At 61.4% G+C, this 15,611-nt stretch carries 15 protein-coding genes; 11 read left to right on the forward strand and 4 right to left on the reverse strand.

The window, feature by feature from the left end; translation table 11 throughout:
- Positions 1-2: 2 nt before the first annotated feature.
- Genes dsbG through dsbD form a run of 3 tightly spaced genes read right to left on the reverse strand, consistent with a single transcriptional unit; the run spans position 3 to position 3,342 of the window.
- The gene (dsbG, locus tag ACODTO_RS06425; RefSeq protein ID WP_489106102.1) at positions 3-770 is read right to left on the reverse strand and encodes a thiol:disulfide interchange protein DsbG; all 768 of its coding nucleotides are present in this window, start codon (positions 768-770) and stop codon (positions 3-5) included.
- Positions 746-1,615, reverse strand: a complete 870-nt coding sequence (locus ACODTO_RS06430) for a TlpA family protein disulfide reductase (RefSeq protein WP_489106103.1) — start codon at positions 1,613-1,615, stop codon at positions 746-748. The genes dsbG and ACODTO_RS06430 overlap by 25 nt, the downstream gene beginning before the upstream one ends.
- The gene (gene dsbD, locus ACODTO_RS06435) at positions 1,615-3,342 is read right to left on the reverse strand and encodes a protein-disulfide reductase DsbD (protein ID WP_175385734.1); all 1,728 of its coding nucleotides are present in this window, start codon (positions 3,340-3,342) and stop codon (positions 1,615-1,617) included. The genes ACODTO_RS06430 and dsbD overlap by 1 nt, the downstream gene beginning before the upstream one ends.
- A gap of 174 nt (positions 3,343-3,516) precedes the next feature.
- On the opposite strand from dsbD, the gene ACODTO_RS06440 reads away from it, so the two are divergent.
- From ACODTO_RS06440 to ACODTO_RS06450, 3 genes are all read left to right on the forward strand, one after another.
- Complete coding sequence (locus ACODTO_RS06440; protein WP_047701500.1) at positions 3,517-4,197, forward strand: response regulator; 681 nt, start codon at positions 3,517-3,519, stop codon at positions 4,195-4,197.
- Entirely contained in the window at positions 4,194-5,519 is a 1,326-nt protein-coding gene (locus ACODTO_RS06445) for a sensor histidine kinase (protein ID WP_489106104.1), read from the forward strand. The genes ACODTO_RS06440 and ACODTO_RS06445 overlap by 4 nt, the downstream gene beginning before the upstream one ends.
- 117 nt (positions 5,520-5,636) lie before the next feature.
- Complete coding sequence (locus ACODTO_RS06450) at positions 5,637-6,113, forward strand: GNAT family N-acetyltransferase (RefSeq protein WP_489106105.1); 477 nt, start codon at positions 5,637-5,639, stop codon at positions 6,111-6,113.
- A gap of 172 nt (positions 6,114-6,285) precedes the next feature.
- Here ACODTO_RS06450 and ppsR read toward each other — a convergent pair whose 3' ends face one another.
- Positions 6,286-7,104, reverse strand: a complete 819-nt coding sequence (gene ppsR, locus ACODTO_RS06455; RefSeq protein WP_024776743.1) for a posphoenolpyruvate synthetase regulatory kinase/phosphorylase PpsR — start codon at positions 7,102-7,104, stop codon at positions 6,286-6,288.
- Positions 7,105-7,280: 176 nt separating this feature from the next.
- Between ppsR and ppsA the strand changes: the two genes are divergently transcribed.
- The 8 genes from ppsA (at position 7,281) to ACODTO_RS06495 (ending at position 15,448) form a co-directional block, all read left to right on the forward strand.
- Complete coding sequence (gene ppsA / locus ACODTO_RS06460) at positions 7,281-9,656, forward strand: phosphoenolpyruvate synthase (protein ID WP_139646937.1); 2,376 nt, start codon at positions 7,281-7,283, stop codon at positions 9,654-9,656.
- A 215-nt stretch (positions 9,657-9,871) separates the two neighbouring features.
- Positions 9,872-10,861 (forward strand): alpha/beta fold hydrolase, encoded by a 990-nt coding sequence (locus tag ACODTO_RS06465; protein ID WP_489106106.1) that lies wholly within the window; start codon positions 9,872-9,874, stop codon positions 10,859-10,861.
- A gap of 115 nt (positions 10,862-10,976) precedes the next feature.
- Positions 10,977-11,468, forward strand: coding sequence for a ribonuclease E activity regulator RraA (gene rraA / locus ACODTO_RS06470; RefSeq protein ID WP_139646933.1), 492 nt, complete (start codon positions 10,977-10,979; stop codon positions 11,466-11,468).
- A gap of 25 nt (positions 11,469-11,493) precedes the next feature.
- Positions 11,494-12,489 (forward strand): zinc transporter ZntB, encoded by a 996-nt coding sequence (locus tag ACODTO_RS06475; protein WP_175385731.1) that lies wholly within the window; start codon positions 11,494-11,496, stop codon positions 12,487-12,489.
- 62 nt (positions 12,490-12,551) lie between these two features.
- Entirely contained in the window at positions 12,552-12,797 is a 246-nt protein-coding gene (locus ACODTO_RS06480; protein ID WP_014337331.1) for a hypothetical protein, read from the forward strand.
- 2 nt (positions 12,798-12,799) lie between these two features.
- Positions 12,800-13,624 (forward strand): mechanosensitive ion channel family protein, encoded by an 825-nt coding sequence (locus ACODTO_RS06485; protein WP_139646931.1) that lies wholly within the window; start codon positions 12,800-12,802, stop codon positions 13,622-13,624.
- A 91-nt stretch (positions 13,625-13,715) separates the two neighbouring features.
- Positions 13,716-14,306, forward strand: a complete 591-nt coding sequence (gene sigX, locus ACODTO_RS06490) for an RNA polymerase sigma factor SigX (RefSeq protein WP_025212681.1) — start codon at positions 13,716-13,718, stop codon at positions 14,304-14,306.
- A 107-nt stretch (positions 14,307-14,413) separates the two neighbouring features.
- On the forward strand, positions 14,414-15,448 hold the full coding sequence (locus ACODTO_RS06495) for an OmpA family protein (RefSeq protein WP_139646929.1): 1,035 nt from the start codon (positions 14,414-14,416) through the stop codon (positions 15,446-15,448).
- Positions 15,449-15,611: the final 163 nt, after the last annotated feature.

Below are 15,611 nucleotides of genomic sequence, written 5' to 3' on the forward strand. Positions count from 1 at the left end.
CATCACTTCGGTCCGAGAATCTTCACCAGCTTGTCCGGTGATGGGGCGCCTTGCTGCTGTTGCAGCCCGCCTTTGTCATCCAGGTAGAAAATCGCCGGGGTGGCGGACAGCTCCAGTTCGTCCATCAACTGCTGGTTGGCGTCGAGCTTGGCCTGAACGGCGGGCGGTATGTCCTTGAGGGGCTTGAGCGTACTGCCCTTGCCGGATTTCTCATGGTCTTCCAGGGCTTTTTGCGGGTCCTTGGCCGCCAGCAGCGCGGCGGATTTGCCGGGACTGTCTTCGCGGATGATGCCCACCATGATGTGACGCAACTGCACCTTGCCGGCCTTGACCCATGGCCGGGCCTGTTCCCAGAACATGTTGCAGTACGGGCAGTTGGGGTCACTGAACAGGTACACGGTGCGCGGTGCGTCCTTGTTGCCGTCGGCGATCCAGTTGCTCGCCTCCATTTTTGCCCAGATTTCCTTCGCCATCGGTGCATAGACCAGTTTTTGCAGCGGCTCGGCGCTCAGGTCCTTGCCGTCGGCGTCATACAGGTTGCCGAGCAGGACGTGCTGGCCGTCCGGGGTCAGGTACAGCGCCATGCCGCGGTTCTGGTATTGCGCCGCGTAGCCGCGTAGCCCATCCGGTGCCTCGAAGGTGCCGACGATCTTCGCGCCCTTGGCTTCGATTTTCTGGATGGCTGCCGGCAGTTCTTCGGCCTGTAGCAGCGGCGCTTGCAACAGCGCCGTGGCGACGGCCAGGGTCAGCAGGTGGCGGAGGCGAGGCATGGCTGTTTCCTTGTGGCGGGGTGGGATGCCGTGGTTGAACCCGGCGTTTCGAAGTTTTCCAGGGCTCGGGCCAGGCTTGCCTCCGACAGTTCACCCAGATGACTGCCCAGCAGACGGCCGTCGGCGCTATAGAACAGCGTCGTCGGCAGCGCCATGGAACCCACGGCCTGGCCGAGGCGACCGCTGCCGTCGAACAAGATGTTGTCCAGGCTCAGGCCCTGGGTAGCGAGGTAGGTGCTGACGCTCTGCATGCTTTCGGCCTGGTTGACGAACAGGAAGGTCAGGTCCGGACGCTGTTGTTGGGCTTCTTCCAGCACCGGCATTTCACGCCGGCAGGGCGGGCACCAGGTGGCCCAGAGATTGATCACCAGGGGGCCGCCCTGATAATCGGTGAGTTTCACGGTCTGTCCGTTGGCGTCGCGCAGGTCGATGTCCGGCAATCGGGTGCCCTGTTCATAGATCGTCAGCGCCATCGTCGCCACCAGCCAGAACAGCAGGCCGCTGCCGACGCCAAAACCCAATGGCCGGCGCAGGGCCGGTCGACGTCGGGCCCACAGCAATGTCCCGATTACCAATGCCACAACGCCTGGCCAGGCCAGGAAGCCGCCGTCGCGCAAGTCGACGATCTGCCATGGATCGTTCTGGTAATGGCTCCAATAGGCGACGACAAAGCTGATCCGCGCGGCCAGGAGCCCCAGCAGGAACAGCATGAAAAGCACCGACTCGGGGTTCTGGCCACCGCGCTTGGCCACCCGCCAGCCCACGAAGGTCGCCAGCGCCAGGGCACTGATCAGCAACAGGTGGTTAAGGGCGATGGCAAAGGTGCCCAAGGTGAGCGTCAGCATCAGTTCGCGTCCCGGGTGCTGTTCCAGCGCTCCAGGAAGCCCTTGGCATCGATTTCCCCGGTGATGCGCTGGCTGCGGCGCTCTTCACCGTCGGCGCCGATCCACAGCAGGCTGGGCGGCCCGGGTACCTGATAGCGGCTCAGCAGTTCGCGGCTGGCGGCGTTGTCAGCGGTCACGTCGAGGCGCAGCAGGCGGACGTCCGCCAAGGCGTTCAGCACTTCGGCGCGGCCGAACACCTGTTTTTCCATGATTTTGCAGGACACGCACCAGTCGGCGTAATAGTCCACGAGCACCCACTGCCCCTGGGCCTTGGCCGCATCCAGTTCCCGTTGCAGGACGGCAGGCTCGCTGATCGTGATGAAGGCGTCGTGGGCGCTGACGCTCGCGCTGCCCTGGGCGCCGGTGTAGATCTTCAGGGGCTGGAGGAAATCGTCGCTGCCACCGGCAGCACCCACCAGCAGCGCGCTGCCCCACAGGCCAAACAGCAGTGACGCGCTGCCGCAGGCATAGGCCATGCGGCCGAACCCTTCGGTCTGGCGCCAAGCGCTGTAGGCGGCGATCAACAACAGCACACCCCACAGTGCGATCCACAGCGAGCCGTCGATGACTGGACGAATCATCAGCAGCGCGGTGCCCAGGAACAGGAAGCCGAACATACCCTTGACCAGGTCCATCCAGGCGCCGGGTTTGGGCAGGAAGCGGTTGCCCACGGTTACCAGCAACAACAGTGGCAGGCCGATGCCAATGCCCATCGCAAACAGGATAAGGCCGCCGTGCAACGCGTTACCGCTCTGGGCGATGTACAGCAACGCGCCAGCCAGCGGGGCGGTCATGCAGGGACCTACCAGCAGGCCGGACAGTGCGCCGAGAACTCCGGCGCCCACCAGGCTGCCGCCGCGGCGCTGACGCCCGGCATTCTCCAGGCGGTCGCGCAAGGCGGGCGGCAGTTGCAATTCGAAGAAACCGAACATGGGCAGCGCCAGCACCACGAACACCGCGGCGAAGGTGCCCAGCAGCCACGGCTGTTGCAGCAAGGCCTGCAGGTTGGCGCCCAGCAGCGCGGCAAGCACGCCCATGGCGGCGTATACCAGGGCCATGCTGATCACGTAGCTGCCCGCCAAAGCCAGGCCGCGTCGAGGCCCGGCACCGCTGCCGACGACCAGCCCGGCGAGGATCGGCAGCATCGGCAGGGAACACGGCGTGAACGCCAGCAGCAGACCGAGGCCGAAGAACACCAGCAGGCTCCAGCCCAACGCCCGTTGTTGCAGGCCGCTGGCCAGGGCCTGGTCCGGCGCTTCGCCTTTGGCCACCGCAGGGGAACCACCGCCCAGGTCGACCACCTGGGTCTGGGGTGGGTAGCACAGTCCTGCGTCGGCACAGCCTTGGAAACCCACTTTGATCTTGCCGGTGGCGCCCGCCGGAATCTTCAACTCCAGTGCTTGGCGATAGACCTGTTGGTCGCCGAAAAACTCATCGCTGTGGGCTTCTCCCGCCGGGAGCTTCGGTTTCTGCGCGTCGGCAAGGCCATCGAATTTGAGTCGCTTCTGATAGAGATAGTACCCATCGGCGATCTGCCAGAAGAGCTGGGTCTCACCGGAATCCAGGCGTTCGGACGTAAACACGAAGGCCTTTTCCACCGGCAGGAAATCGGGTTTGGTTTCGAAGGGATTGGCGGCCTGGGCCAGGCCCGAAATCAACAGCAGCCACAGCAAAAACAATCGACGCATGGATAAAGCCTTAGAACGAAGCAAGTGGATAGCACGATGGCGGCTGGCGATTAACCGTCGATTAAACGGCGAGGGCCGGTCTGCAGCAATGATCGCCCATGTTTGCCACTCTCGTCGCATAATGTCGGCTTAATCGGCCGGCGGCCTAATGTACCTTTTTCCACGAGGCTTACCATGCGTGTACTGGTTTGCGAAGACGATGAACTGATCGCCAGCGGGATCGTCGCCGGTCTTACGGCCCAGGGCCTGACCGTCGAGCACGTGGGGTCGGCCTCGGCGGCGCGGGCGATGATCGGCGTGGCCGAGTTCGATGTCATGGTGCTGGACCTGGGGCTGCCCGATGAGGATGGTCTTAAACTGCTCAAGCAATTGCGCCAGCAAGGGCTGGAGATTCCGGTGCTGATCCTCACCGCGCGGGATTCGGTGACCGATCGGGTGGACGGTTTGCAAGCCGGCGCCGATGACTATCTGCTCAAGCCTTTCGACCTGCGGGAGCTGGCGGCGCGCCTGCACACGTTGTTGCGCCGCGTGGCGGGTCGTAGCGTCAACCTGATCGAGCACGGTCGCCTGACTTACGATCCCAGCAGCCGCGAAACCCTCCTGGATGGCCAGCCGGTGGATCTATCCAGGCGTGAGCAGTCACTGTTGCAGGCGCTGTTGCACAGCCGTGGCCGGGTGTTGTCCACCGAGCAGCTCAAGGACAGCGTGTACGGCTTCAATGACGAACTGGAAAGCAACGCCCTCAACGTCCACATCCATCACCTGCGGCGCAAGCTCGGCAACGGGATTGTCGAGACGGTACGCGGGCTGGGTTATCGCCTGGGACCGGCCGATGGTGGAGAACCTTCCAAGTGATGAGCTTGCGATTGCGCCTGAGCCTGACCCTGGGCGCGGCCTTCATTCTGATCTGGGCCCTGGCGGCGGCGTGGATGCTCAGCGATCTGCGCAACCAGATGATGTTTTCCCTTGATCAGCGGCTGGTGGCGTCGGCGCGGATGGTCGCAGGACTGTTGGAGCAATTGCCGCCGCTGCCGAGCAAGGGCGAGGGCACGCATTTCAGCGCCGAGCAGTTGAGCATCCCCGGGGGCATGGCCTGCCAGGTCAGCTCCTTGCGGGGCGAAATCCTGGCTCGCAGCCATGGTACGCCGGAGCAGGTCCTGGAAGCCGAGAAAATGGGGTTCCACGACCAGATGATCGACGGCGTGCCCTGGCGCAGCTTCACCCTGGCCCGGGGCGATGTGCGCATTACCACCGCCGACCGCCAGACCGAACGGGAAGCCCTGAACCTGTCGATTCTGTTGGCAGCCTCGGTGCCGGTGGGAGTGGCGTTGCTCGGCTGCCTGTGCCTGCTGTGGCTGGGCATTGGCCAGGGCCTGGCGCCACTTAACCGTATGCGCGACGCGCTGATGCGCCGCAATGCCGACTCCCTGGAACCTCTCCAGATCCATCCATTGCCCAGTGAGCTGCGCCCCCTGCTGGAAACCCAGAATCAGCTGTTCCAGCGTATCGGCAAGACCATCGAGCGCGAGCGCAGGCTGACCGGCGATGCGGCCCATGAACTGCGCAGCCCTTTGACGGCCATCAAGACTCACCTGCAAGTGGCGCGCATGACCGAAGGGGTCGCACGTGACCAGTCCCTGGCTCGGGCCGAGGAGGGCGCTGACCGATTGCATCGCACACTCGAGCAGTTGCTGTTGCTGGCTCGGGTGGAGGGCAGCCTGTCCTTCGACGATGGGGTGCAATGCAACGCCGAACAGGTCGCGCGGCTGGCGATCCATGACGCGGCCAATGGCGATTCCGGGCGAATCAGTCTGCTGGTCTCTCCTGGGGTGTCCGATGCACCGGTGCAGATGCCGGCGGTGCTTTCCATCGCTGCGTTGCGCAACCTGCTGGATAACGCGCTGCGTCATACCCCGGAGGATACCGTGGTGGAACTCAGTCTGGAGATGATTGGGCAGCGGGTCCGTTTCCGGGTTCGCGACCATGGTCCCGGCATTGCCGCCGATGATATCCAGCACCTGACCCAGCGCTTCTGGCGCAACGGCCAGAGCACCGGTTGCGGCCTGGGGCTCGCGATCGTCCAGGCCATCGTCCAGCGTTGTGGGTGCGGCCTGCATTTCGACAGCCGCCCGGATGGGTTGCGGGTGGAGTTGACGATGCCGGTGCAGGTTTCATAGCGACACGCTGCAAGGACGCTACCTTGTAGTTTCCTGCAATCATTCTCATTGGCGCCCCCGGCTTATCCGGGTCTATGTTTTTTTCAGCTCGACTCAAGGACTGAGGAAAACAGCGTCATGGACACGTTCATCGAAATCAGTACCGCCGCGCCCGGCGATGCCGGCATCGTCAGCCGGATCGCCGAGCGCTCCATCCGGGTCGGTTGTGCCGCAGAACACCGTAACGACCCGCGCATCGTGGCCGCCTGGACCCGCAACAATACCCCCGCGTGTATTCGCCCCTGGGTGGTCGATCCGCGATTGCGCCTGACCCTGGCGCGTCTGCATGGTCGACCGGTGGGCGTCGCGATGGCGTCGGTCAGTGGTCGGATCGCGTTCTGCTATGTGCAGCCGGAGTGGTTTCGGCGCGGGGCCGGGCGGGCGCTGGTGCAGGACATCGAGGCGTGGTTGCGTGGCCGCGGGCTCGCCCGGATTCGCCTCAACAGCACAAGCACTAGCTATGGGTTCTATCGCCGCCTGGGGTTTGAGCAAAGCGCCAAGGCGTTTGCCATCTGCGGTGTCGCGGCCATTGCGATGCACAAGTCACTGGGCTAACGGTTGAAGCATTAGGTCAGGGTGCTGGCTGCCCAATGCAGGCTGGTCAAGCCCATCCCCGTGGGAGCAAAGCTTGCTCGCGATAGCGGCGAACCAGCCTAAGCCGTTGTCGACTGACTGGCCTCAATCGCGAGCAAGCTTTGCTCCCACGGGGCTCGCAGGGTGTCCGCGGCTACTTGAACCGCCGCTCTACACCTTTCTCCACGAGGATCTTCGCCGAAATCTCCTCCACGGAAAAATGCGTGGAGTTGATGTGGGGGATGTTTTCCCGTCGGAACAGGTTTTCCACCTCGCGCACTTCGAATTCACACTGGGCGTAGCTCGAATAGCGACTGTTGGGCTTGCGCTCGTTGCGGATCGCGGTGAGGCGGTCCGGGTCGATGGTCAGGCCGAACAGCTTGTGCTGATGGGCGCGCAGGGCGCTGGGCAGTTGCAGGCGTTCCATGTCTTCTTCGGTCAGCGGATAGTTGGCCGCGCGGATGCCGAACTGCATCGCCATGTACAGACACGTCGGTGTCTTACCACAACGCGACACCCCCACTAGGATCAGGTCGGCCTTGTCGTAATAATGCGTGCGGGCGCCGTCATCGTTGTCCAGCGCGAAGTTGACCGCCTCGATCCGCTCCATGTAATTGGAGTTGTGACCGATGGAGTGGGATTTGCCGACCGAGTAGGAAGAATGCTCGCTCAGCTCCTGCTCCAGGGGGGCCAGGAAGGTAGAAAAAATGTCGATCATGAAACCATTGGACGTTGCGAGAATCTCACGGATGTCTTGATTGACGATGGTATCGAAGATGATCGGGCGAAAGCCGTCGGTTTCGGCGGCTTTATTGATTTGCTGTACCATCGCCCGCGCCTTGTCGACGCTGTCGATGTACGGACGTGTCAGCTTGGCGAAGGTAATGTTTTCGAACTGCGCCAGTAGGCTTTGGCCCAGGGTTTCGGCGGTGATGCCGGTACCATCGGAGATAAAGAAAGCAGATCGTTTCATTTGCACCTTGGGCCTTAAGCTAATAGCGTTTCTTGGATATGATAGGCGCGATTTGCCGGCCGCCAATGGCCAGCATTCTCACTTATTTTCCAGGTCCAGGCCATATCGCCGGCCAACGCTCCCCAGGAGTCGCCGGTGCCTTGAGCTTTTCCAACACAGTTAGTGGAGAGATCACCTTGGTAGAGTACGTAGTTTCCCTCGATAAGCTCGGCGTCCATGATGTGGAGCATGTGGGGGGCAAGAACGCATCCCTGGGCGAGATGATCAGTAACCTCGCCGGTGCCGGCGTATCGGTGCCGGGTGGCTTCGCCACGACAGCTCAGGCTTATCGTGATTTCCTGGAACTGAGCGGCCTGAACAAGCAGATCCACGATGCGCTCGATGCCCTGGATGTCGATGACGTCAATGCCCTGGCCAAGACCGGCGCCCAGATCCGCCAATGGATCATGGAAGCCGAATTCCCCGAGCAACTGAACAGCGAAATCCGTACCGCTTTCGCCAAGCTCTCCGAAGGCAACCCCGACATCGCTGTCGCCGTGCGCTCCTCGGCCACCGCCGAAGACCTGCCAGACGCTTCCTTTGCCGGCCAGCAGGAAACCTTCCTGAACATTCGTGGTGTGGAAAACGTCATCCGCGCCGCCAAGGAAGTCTTCGCTTCCCTTTTCAACGACCGTGCCATTTCCTACCGCGTGCACCAGGGCTTTGACCACAAGCTGGTCGCCCTGTCCGCAGGCGTGCAGCGCATGGTCCGTTCCGAAACCGGCACCGCCGGCGTGATGTTCACCCTCGACACCGAGTCGGGCTTCCGTGACGTGGTGTTCATCACCGGCGCCTACGGCCTGGGTGAAACCGTCGTACAGGGCGCGGTCAACCCGGACGAGTTCTATGTCCATAAAGGCACGCTGCAGGCCGGTCGCCCGGCCATCCTGCGCCGTAACCTGGGCAGCAAGGCCATCAAGATGATCTACGGCGACGAAGCCAAGGCCGGTCGTTCGGTGAAAACCGTCGATGTGGACAAGGCCGAGCGCGCCCGTTTCTGCCTGACCGACGCCGAAGTCAGCGAGCTGGCCAAGCAGGCGATGATCATCGAGCAGCACTACAAGTGCCCGATGGACATCGAATGGGCCAAGGACGGTGACGACGGCAAGCTGTACATCGTGCAGGCCCGCCCGGAAACCGTGAAGAGCCGCACCCAGGCCAACGTCATGGAGCGCTACCTGCTCAAGGAAACCGGCACCGTGCTGGTGGAAGGCCGTGCCATCGGCCAGCGCATCGGCGCCGGCAAGGTGCGGATCATCAAGGACGTCTCGGAAATGGACAAGGTCCAGGCCGGCGACGTGCTGGTCTCCGACATGACCGACCCGGACTGGGAGCCGGTGATGAAGCGCGCCAGCGCCATCGTCACCAACCGTGGCGGCCGTACCTGCCACGCGGCGATCATCGCCCGTGAACTGGGTATCCCGGCGGTGGTGGGTTGCGGCAACGCCACCCAGTTGCTCAAGGACGGCCAGGGCGTGACCGTTTCCTGCGCCGAAGGCGATACCGGCTACATCTTCGAAGGTGAGCTGGGCTTCGACATCAAGAAGAACTCCGTGGACGCCATGCCGGAGCTGCCGTTCAAGATCATGATGAACGTCGGCAACCCGGACCGTGCCTTCGACTTCGCGCAGTTGCCGAACGCCGGCGTGGGCCTGGCCCGCCTGGAGTTCATCATCAACCGCATGATCGGCGTGCACCCCAAGGCGTTGCTGAACTACAGCGGCTTGCCGCCAGAGATCAAGGACAGCGTCGACAAGCGCATTGCCGGCTACGACGATCCGGTCGGTTTCTATGTCGAGAAGCTGGTGGAAGGTATCAGCACCCTGGCGGCGGCGTTCTGGCCGAAAAAGGTCATCGTGCGCCTGTCGGACTTCAAGTCCAACGAATACGCCAACCTGATCGGCGGCAAGCTCTACGAGCCGGAAGAAGAAAACCCGATGCTGGGCTTCCGCGGTGCTTCGCGCTATATCAGCGAGACGTTCCGTGACTGCTTCGAACTCGAATGCCGTGCCCTCAAGCGCGTACGCAATGACATGGGCCTGACCAACGTCGAGATCATGGTGCCGTTCGTGCGCACCCTGGGTGAAGCGAGCCAGGTGGTCGACCTGCTGGCGGAAAACGGCCTGGCCCGTGGCGAGAACGGCCTGCGGGTGATCATGATGTGCGAACTGCCCTCCAACGCGATCCTGGCGGAAGAGTTCCTGGAGTTCTTCGACGGTTTCTCCATCGGCTCCAACGACCTGACCCAGTTGACCCTGGGCCTGGACCGCGACTCCGGGATCATTGCGCACCTGTTCGATGAGCGGAACCCGGCGGTCAAGAAGCTGCTGGCCAATGCCATTGCCGCCTGCAACAAGGCAGGCAAGTACATCGGCATCTGCGGCCAGGGCCCTTCGGACCACCCGGACCTGGCCAAGTGGCTGATGGAGCAGGGCATCGAAAGCGTGTCGTTGAATCCGGACTCCGTACTGGAAACCTGGTTCTTCCTGGCCGAGGGCCAGGGCGCGGCCTGAGTGGAGCGGGGCATCTAACGGCAATGCCGATGAGTTGAGCTGCAAATCTGTGGGAGCGAGCCTGCTCGCGAAAGCGCTGTGTCAGTCGCCATCAATGGGCCTGATCCACTGAATTCGCGAGCAGGCTCGCTCCCACAAGACTTTGTCGCCAAGCCCCTTTGATTTAAGTAGGGCGGGCTCCTGTCGGAAGCCGCCCTTTTTTGTGCAAGAGTATTATGCAAAGCAGCAGCAACCTTTTTCCTGTCGCCCTGATCAGCGCCGAGCGGCGTGGCGATCTGAGCGAAGATGTCTACCGGCTGAAACCCGGCAACAGCCCGGACCCCAGCGTCGAACTGGCTGTCACCCGCCTGGGCATGGCCGACGCCGGACAGGTCCGCGGCGTCCCGGTGATCCTGTTGCACGGCAGCTTCTCCAACCGGCGCTTCTGGTACTCGCCCAAGGGGCTGGGCCTGGGTGTGTATCTGACGCGGTTGGGATTCGATGTGTGGGTTCCCGAGATGCGCGGCCATGGGCTGTCCCAGCGCAACCAGGGTTACCGCAACAATCGCGTGGCCGACTATGCCCGCTATGACTTGCCGGCCATCGGCGCCTTCGTGCGCGAGCAGAGTGGACAAGTGCCGCACTGGCTCGGCCATTCCCTGGGCGGCATCACCCTGGCGGCAGCCTTGGGTGGCCACTATCTGGGCGAACCGGCCGTGGCGTCAGCGGCGTTCTTCGGCACCCAGGTCAGCCGCACCTACTGGCCGCTGAAAATTCCACCCGTGGAGTGGGGCGGACGGTTCATCCTCAAGCGTTTTGCGCAGTTGTCCGGCTCCCGACTCAAGCGCGGCCCGGAGGACGAACCCATCGGCCTGGCCCTGGAGAGCATGCGTTGGTACGGCTTGTTCGGACGGTTCGGCGATGCCGAGAAGGACTGGTGGGCTGGGCTGGCTGAGGTGCAAGTGCCAGTGCTCGCAGTGAGCGCCGCCGGCGATCATCAGGATCCGACCTGGGCTTGCCGCAAGCTCTTCGAACAGATGGGGGCCGAGCGTAAGCAGTTTGTCTGCCTGGGCCGGGAGCATGGCTTCGGTGACGATTTCGGTCATGTGGAGATGCTGGTCAGCAAGGCTGCCCAGGCCGAGGTCTGGCCTTTGGTGGCGCGTTGGCTGGAGGAGCAGAGCATCCCTGTGCCGGCAACCCTGCCGGTTCTGGCCGAGGCGGTTTGAGGCGAAGGGCATTTCGCTCTGGTCGGCTTGCGGATAAGATATGACGCGTTAAACGGTTCCGGTCACAAACGGTTGCTCATCCAGTCTGACGTTCCAGCCTTCCAGGAGTTGTTCGATGAACCATTACCTCACGCCCGACCTGTGCGATGCCTACCCGGACCTGGTGCAGGTGTTGGAACCGATGTTCAGCAATTTCGGCGGCCGCGATTCGTTTGGCGGTGAAATCGTGACCATCAAGTGCTTCGAGGACAACTCCCTGGTCAAGGAGCAGGTCGAACTCAAGGGCGACGGTAAGGTACTGGTCGTCGACGGTGGGGGCTCCCTGCGCCGGGCGCTGTTGGGCGACATGCTGGCCGAGAAAGCGGCGAAAAACGGCTGGGAAGGGCTGGTGATCTACGGCTGCATCCGCGACGTGGATGTCATCGCCCAGACCGATCTCGGTGTCCAGGCCCTCGCCAGCCATCCCATGAAAACCGACAAGCGTGGTATCGGTGATCTTAACGTTGCCGTGACCTTTGCCGGCGTGACGTTTCGTCCGGGTGAATATGTCTATGCGGACAATAACGGCGTGATCGTCTCGCCAAGCCCGTTGAAAATGCCTGAATGAAGCGTCAAAGCCGTAAGGGATGAGGATGTTCGAGGAAGAAAACGCGCAGTGGGGGCTGGTGCATGCCCTGGTGCTGGACGGTAAGGGCGGCGCACGTTCGATTGCCCGGACCGAGCTCGACGATCTGCAGTTGCAGGCGCACGAAAGCCTGTGGCTGCATTGGGATCGCAGCCATCCGCAGACCCATACCTGGCTGCGTAAATCCAGCGGACTGAGCGAGTTCAACTGCGATCTGCTGCTTGAGGAAAATACCCGGCCGCGCCTGTTGTCGTTGCCCGAAGCCGAGCTGCTGCTGTTTCTCAGGGGCATCAACCTCAACCCGGGTGCCGAGCCGGAAGACATGGTTTCGGTGCGGATTTTCGCCTCCGCCCAGCGCGTGATCTCCCTGCGTCTTCGTCCTTTGCGCGCCACCGATGAGCTACTGGCGCACCTGGCCGAAGGCAAGGGACCGAAAACCGCGTCGGAACTCATCCTTTATATGGCGCAGTACCTGACCAACAAGGTCCAGGATCTGGTTTCCCAGCTCTCGGAAATCGTCGATGGCGAAGAAGAAATGCTCGATGCCGACGAACGGTATACCCCCGAGCACGACGCCATTTTGCACATTCGTCGTCGGGCCGCCGGACTGAAACGGTTCCTGGCGCCGCAGCGGGACATTTTCGGCCAGATGTCGCGAATCAAACTGCCGTGGTTCGTCGAGGACGACGGCGATTACTGGAATGAATTGAACAACAGCCTGACCCGCTATCTCGAGGAGCTGGAATTGACCCGAGAGCGCGTGGGGCTTGTGCTGGAGGCTGAAGACCGGCGCCTTTCCGTGCGCATGAACCGGACGATGTATCGCTTCGGCATCGTCACCGGGATCTTCCTGCCGATGAGTTTTCTCACGGGCCTGCTGGGCATCAATGTCGGCGGTATCCCATTTTCCCAAAGCCCCTACGGCTTTCTGGTCGCCTGCCTGCTGATGGCCGGCGTGGCCCTGGGACAGTGGTGGCTGTTCCGTCGTCTGCGCTGGGTGTGACAGGTTTCATGTGACCCGACGAAATTTGATCGCGTCTTTCACAGACATCACGAGAGGTGCGTATGCACGATCCGTTTGAACAGTCTTTGCGCGACATGCTCAAGGCTTCGCCGTCCAGCCGGGATGACGATGCATGCTTGGGGCGTGTGCTGAAAACCGCCAACCGCCAGGTCGGCGCCGGTGATCTGTTCAGCCTGCTGGGCCGTTGGCTGCCCGCGCTGATGATCGCCTTGAACAACGGGTCGGCCCATGTCTCGCCGGTTTCCCGTCGTAAACCTGTCACCCGCACCGCTGATAAGGCTGATTGAATATGGAACTGAATCTCTGGACCCAGAGCCTCGTCGCGGCAATGACTGCGTTGTGGACCAAAGTGGCCAATTTCATCCCGAACCTCTTCGGTGCCCTGGTGGTGGTGCTGTTGGGGTTCGTCGTGGCCAAGCTGCTGGACACGCTGCTTTCCAAGCTGCTCGCCAAACTGGGTCTGGATCGCCTGATGGGCGGCACGGGCTTGACCAAGTTGCTGTCCCGTGGCGGCATCCAGGTACCGATCTCGACCCTGGTGGGCAAGATTGTCTATTGGTTCGTGCTGCTGATTTTTCTCGTCTCCGCGGCTGAGTCCCTGGGACTGCAGCGGGTTTCGGCAACCCTCGACATGCTTGCGCTGTACCTGCCCAAGGTGTTCGGGGCGGCCCTGGTGTTGCTGGTCGGCGTACTGCTGGCTCAATTGGCCAACGGGCTGGTGCGCGGCGCAGCCGAAGGCGTAGGTCTGGATTACGCCTCGGGCCTGGGGCGAATAGCCCAGGGCCTGGTGATCATCATCAGTATTTCTGTCGCGATCAGCCAGTTGGAGGTCAAGACCGACCTGCTCAACCATGTGATCGTGATCGTATTGATTACCGTTGGTCTGGCGATTGCGCTGGCAATGGGATTGGGAAGCCGGGAAATCGCCGGGCAGATTCTCGCGGGGATCTATGTGCGTGAGCTGTATGAAGTTGGGCAACAAGTGCGGATTGGCGAGGTTGAAGGGCAGATCGAGGAGATCGGCACGGTGAAGACCACATTGCTGACCGAGGAGGGCGAACTGGTGTCGCTCTCCAATCGGATCCTGCTGGAGCAGCATGTGAGTAGCCGCTAACCCGGCAAACTCTGCTAATGTATGCCGCCGCAAAACGCCTGCTACCGCAGGCTGCGGCGCACATTGACCTAGACCGTCGGCCCGACTTGTTTTGAACAAACCCCAATCGCTGTCCACGCGCTATGACCCCCGTGATCTCTCTGATGAGGAGTTGGTCGCGCGCGCACATACGGAGCTGTTCCACGTAACACGTGCTTACGAAGAGTTGATGCGCCGTTACCAGCGAACATTATTTAACGTTTGTGCACGTTATCTGGGGAACGATCGCGACGCTGACGATGTCTGTCAGGAGGTGATGTTGAAGGTGCTGTATGGCCTGAAGAACTTCGAGGGGAAATCGAAGTTCAAGACATGGCTATATAGCATCACCTACAACGAATGCATCACACAGTATCGCAAGGAACGGCGAAAGCGTCGCTTGATGGACGCTTTGAGCCTTGACCCTCTCGAGGAAGCGTCTGAAGAAAAGGCGCCCAAGCCCGAGGAAAAGGGTGGACTCGATCGCTGGCTGGTTTATGTGAACCCGATTGACCGTGAAATTCTGGTGCTACGATTTGTCGCAGAACTGGAATTCCAAGAGATCGCAGACATAATGCACATGGGTTTGAGCGCGACAAAAATGCGTTACAAGCGCGCTCTCGATAAGCTGCGTGAGAAATTTGCAGGCATTGCCGAAACTTAGTTCGGCGCAAATATCTCTTACGTGTAGGCAAGTTCTGATAGACTTGCCGCCGAGTTGTCCCCCGGTTTGCGGGACTGCTTCACAATCACCAGATGGGGATTTAACGGATGAAACTGAAAAACACCTTGGGCTTTGCCATTGGTTCTCTTATTGCCGCCACTTCGTTCGGCGCTCTGGCACAAGGCCAAGGCGCAGTTGAAATCGAAGGCTTCGCCAAGAAAGAGCAATTCGACAGCGCTCGTAACTTCAAGAACAACGGCAACCTGTTCGGCGGTTCGGTTGGTTACTTCCTGACCGACGACGTTGAACTGCGTCTGGGCTACGATGAAGTTCACAACGTTCGTTCCGACGACGGTCGTAACATCAAGGGCGCCAACACTGCACTGGACGCTCTGTACCACTTCAACAACCCAGGCGACATGCTGCGTCCGTACGTCTCGGCCGGTTTCTCCGACCAGAGCATCGGTCAGAACGGCTCGAGCGGTCGTAACCGTTCGACCTTCGCCAACGTTGGCGGCGGCGCCAAGCTGTACTTCACCGAGAACTTCTACGCTCGTGCCGGCGTTGAAGCTCAATACAACATCGACCAGGGCGACACCGAGTGGGCTCCAAGCGTCGGTATCGGTGTGAACTTCGGTGGCGGCTCCAAGCCTGCTGCTGCTCCAGTTCCAGCTCCAGCTGAAGTCTGCTCCGACAGCGACAACGATGGCGTGTGCGACAACGTCGACAAGTGCCCTGACACCCCAGCCAACGTAACCGTTGACGCTGATGGCTGCCCAGCGGCTGCTGAAACCGTACGTGTTGAGCTGGACGTGAAATTCGACTTCGACAAGTCGGTCGTCAAGCCAAACAGCTACGGCGACATCAAGAACCTGGCTGACTTCATGAAGCAGTACCCAGAAACCACCACCACTGTTGAAGGTCACACTGACTCCGTCGGTCCTGACGCTTACAACCAGAAACTGTCCGAGCGTCGTGCAAACGCCGTTAAGCAAGTTCTGACCAACCAGTACGGTGTTGAAGCGTCCCGCGTTCAGTCCGTTGGCTACGGCGAAACCCGCCCAGTTGCTGACAACGCCACTGAAGCTGGTCGTGCTGTTAACCGTCGCGTAGAAGCGCAGACTGAAACTAAAGCCAAGTAATTAGCTGATAGTTTGGGAAAAGCCCGGCTTATGCCGGGCTTTTCTTTGCCTGCGATTTACCCAATGCGAAGTACAGAACCTGTGGGAGCGAGCCAGCTCGCGATAGCGGCGGGTCGGCTTGCGTCAATGTCGAATGTACCGCCGCATCGGGTGCTGGGTGGGT

Source organism: Pseudomonas sp. FG13, assembly GCF_057809755.1.

Coding starts and splice junctions, on each gene's coding strand:
- dsbG (WP_489106102.1), bottom strand. CDS start 770: ATGCCTCGCCTCCGCCACCTGCTGACCCTGGCCGTCGCCACGGCGCTG.
- ACODTO_RS06430 (WP_489106103.1), bottom strand. CDS start 1,615: ATGCTGACGCTCACCTTGGGCACCTTTGCCATCGCCCTTAACCACCTG.
- dsbD (WP_175385734.1), bottom strand. CDS start 3,342: ATGCGTCGATTGTTTTTGCTGTGGCTGCTGTTGATTTCGGGCCTGGCC.
- ACODTO_RS06440 (WP_047701500.1), top strand. CDS start 3,517: ATGCGTGTACTGGTTTGCGAAGACGATGAACTGATCGCCAGCGGGATC.
- ACODTO_RS06450 (WP_489106105.1), top strand. CDS start 5,637: ATGGACACGTTCATCGAAATCAGTACCGCCGCGCCCGGCGATGCCGGC.
- ppsR (WP_024776743.1), bottom strand. CDS start 7,104: ATGAAACGATCTGCTTTCTTTATCTCCGATGGTACCGGCATCACCGCC.
- ACODTO_RS06465 (WP_489106106.1), top strand. CDS start 9,872: ATGCAAAGCAGCAGCAACCTTTTTCCTGTCGCCCTGATCAGCGCCGAG.
- rraA (WP_139646933.1), top strand. CDS start 10,977: ATGAACCATTACCTCACGCCCGACCTGTGCGATGCCTACCCGGACCTG.
- ACODTO_RS06475 (WP_175385731.1), top strand. CDS start 11,494: ATGTTCGAGGAAGAAAACGCGCAGTGGGGGCTGGTGCATGCCCTGGTG.
- ACODTO_RS06480 (WP_014337331.1), top strand. CDS start 12,552: ATGCACGATCCGTTTGAACAGTCTTTGCGCGACATGCTCAAGGCTTCG.
- ACODTO_RS06485 (WP_139646931.1), top strand. CDS start 12,800: ATGGAACTGAATCTCTGGACCCAGAGCCTCGTCGCGGCAATGACTGCG.
- ACODTO_RS06495 (WP_139646929.1), top strand. CDS start 14,414: ATGAAACTGAAAAACACCTTGGGCTTTGCCATTGGTTCTCTTATTGCC.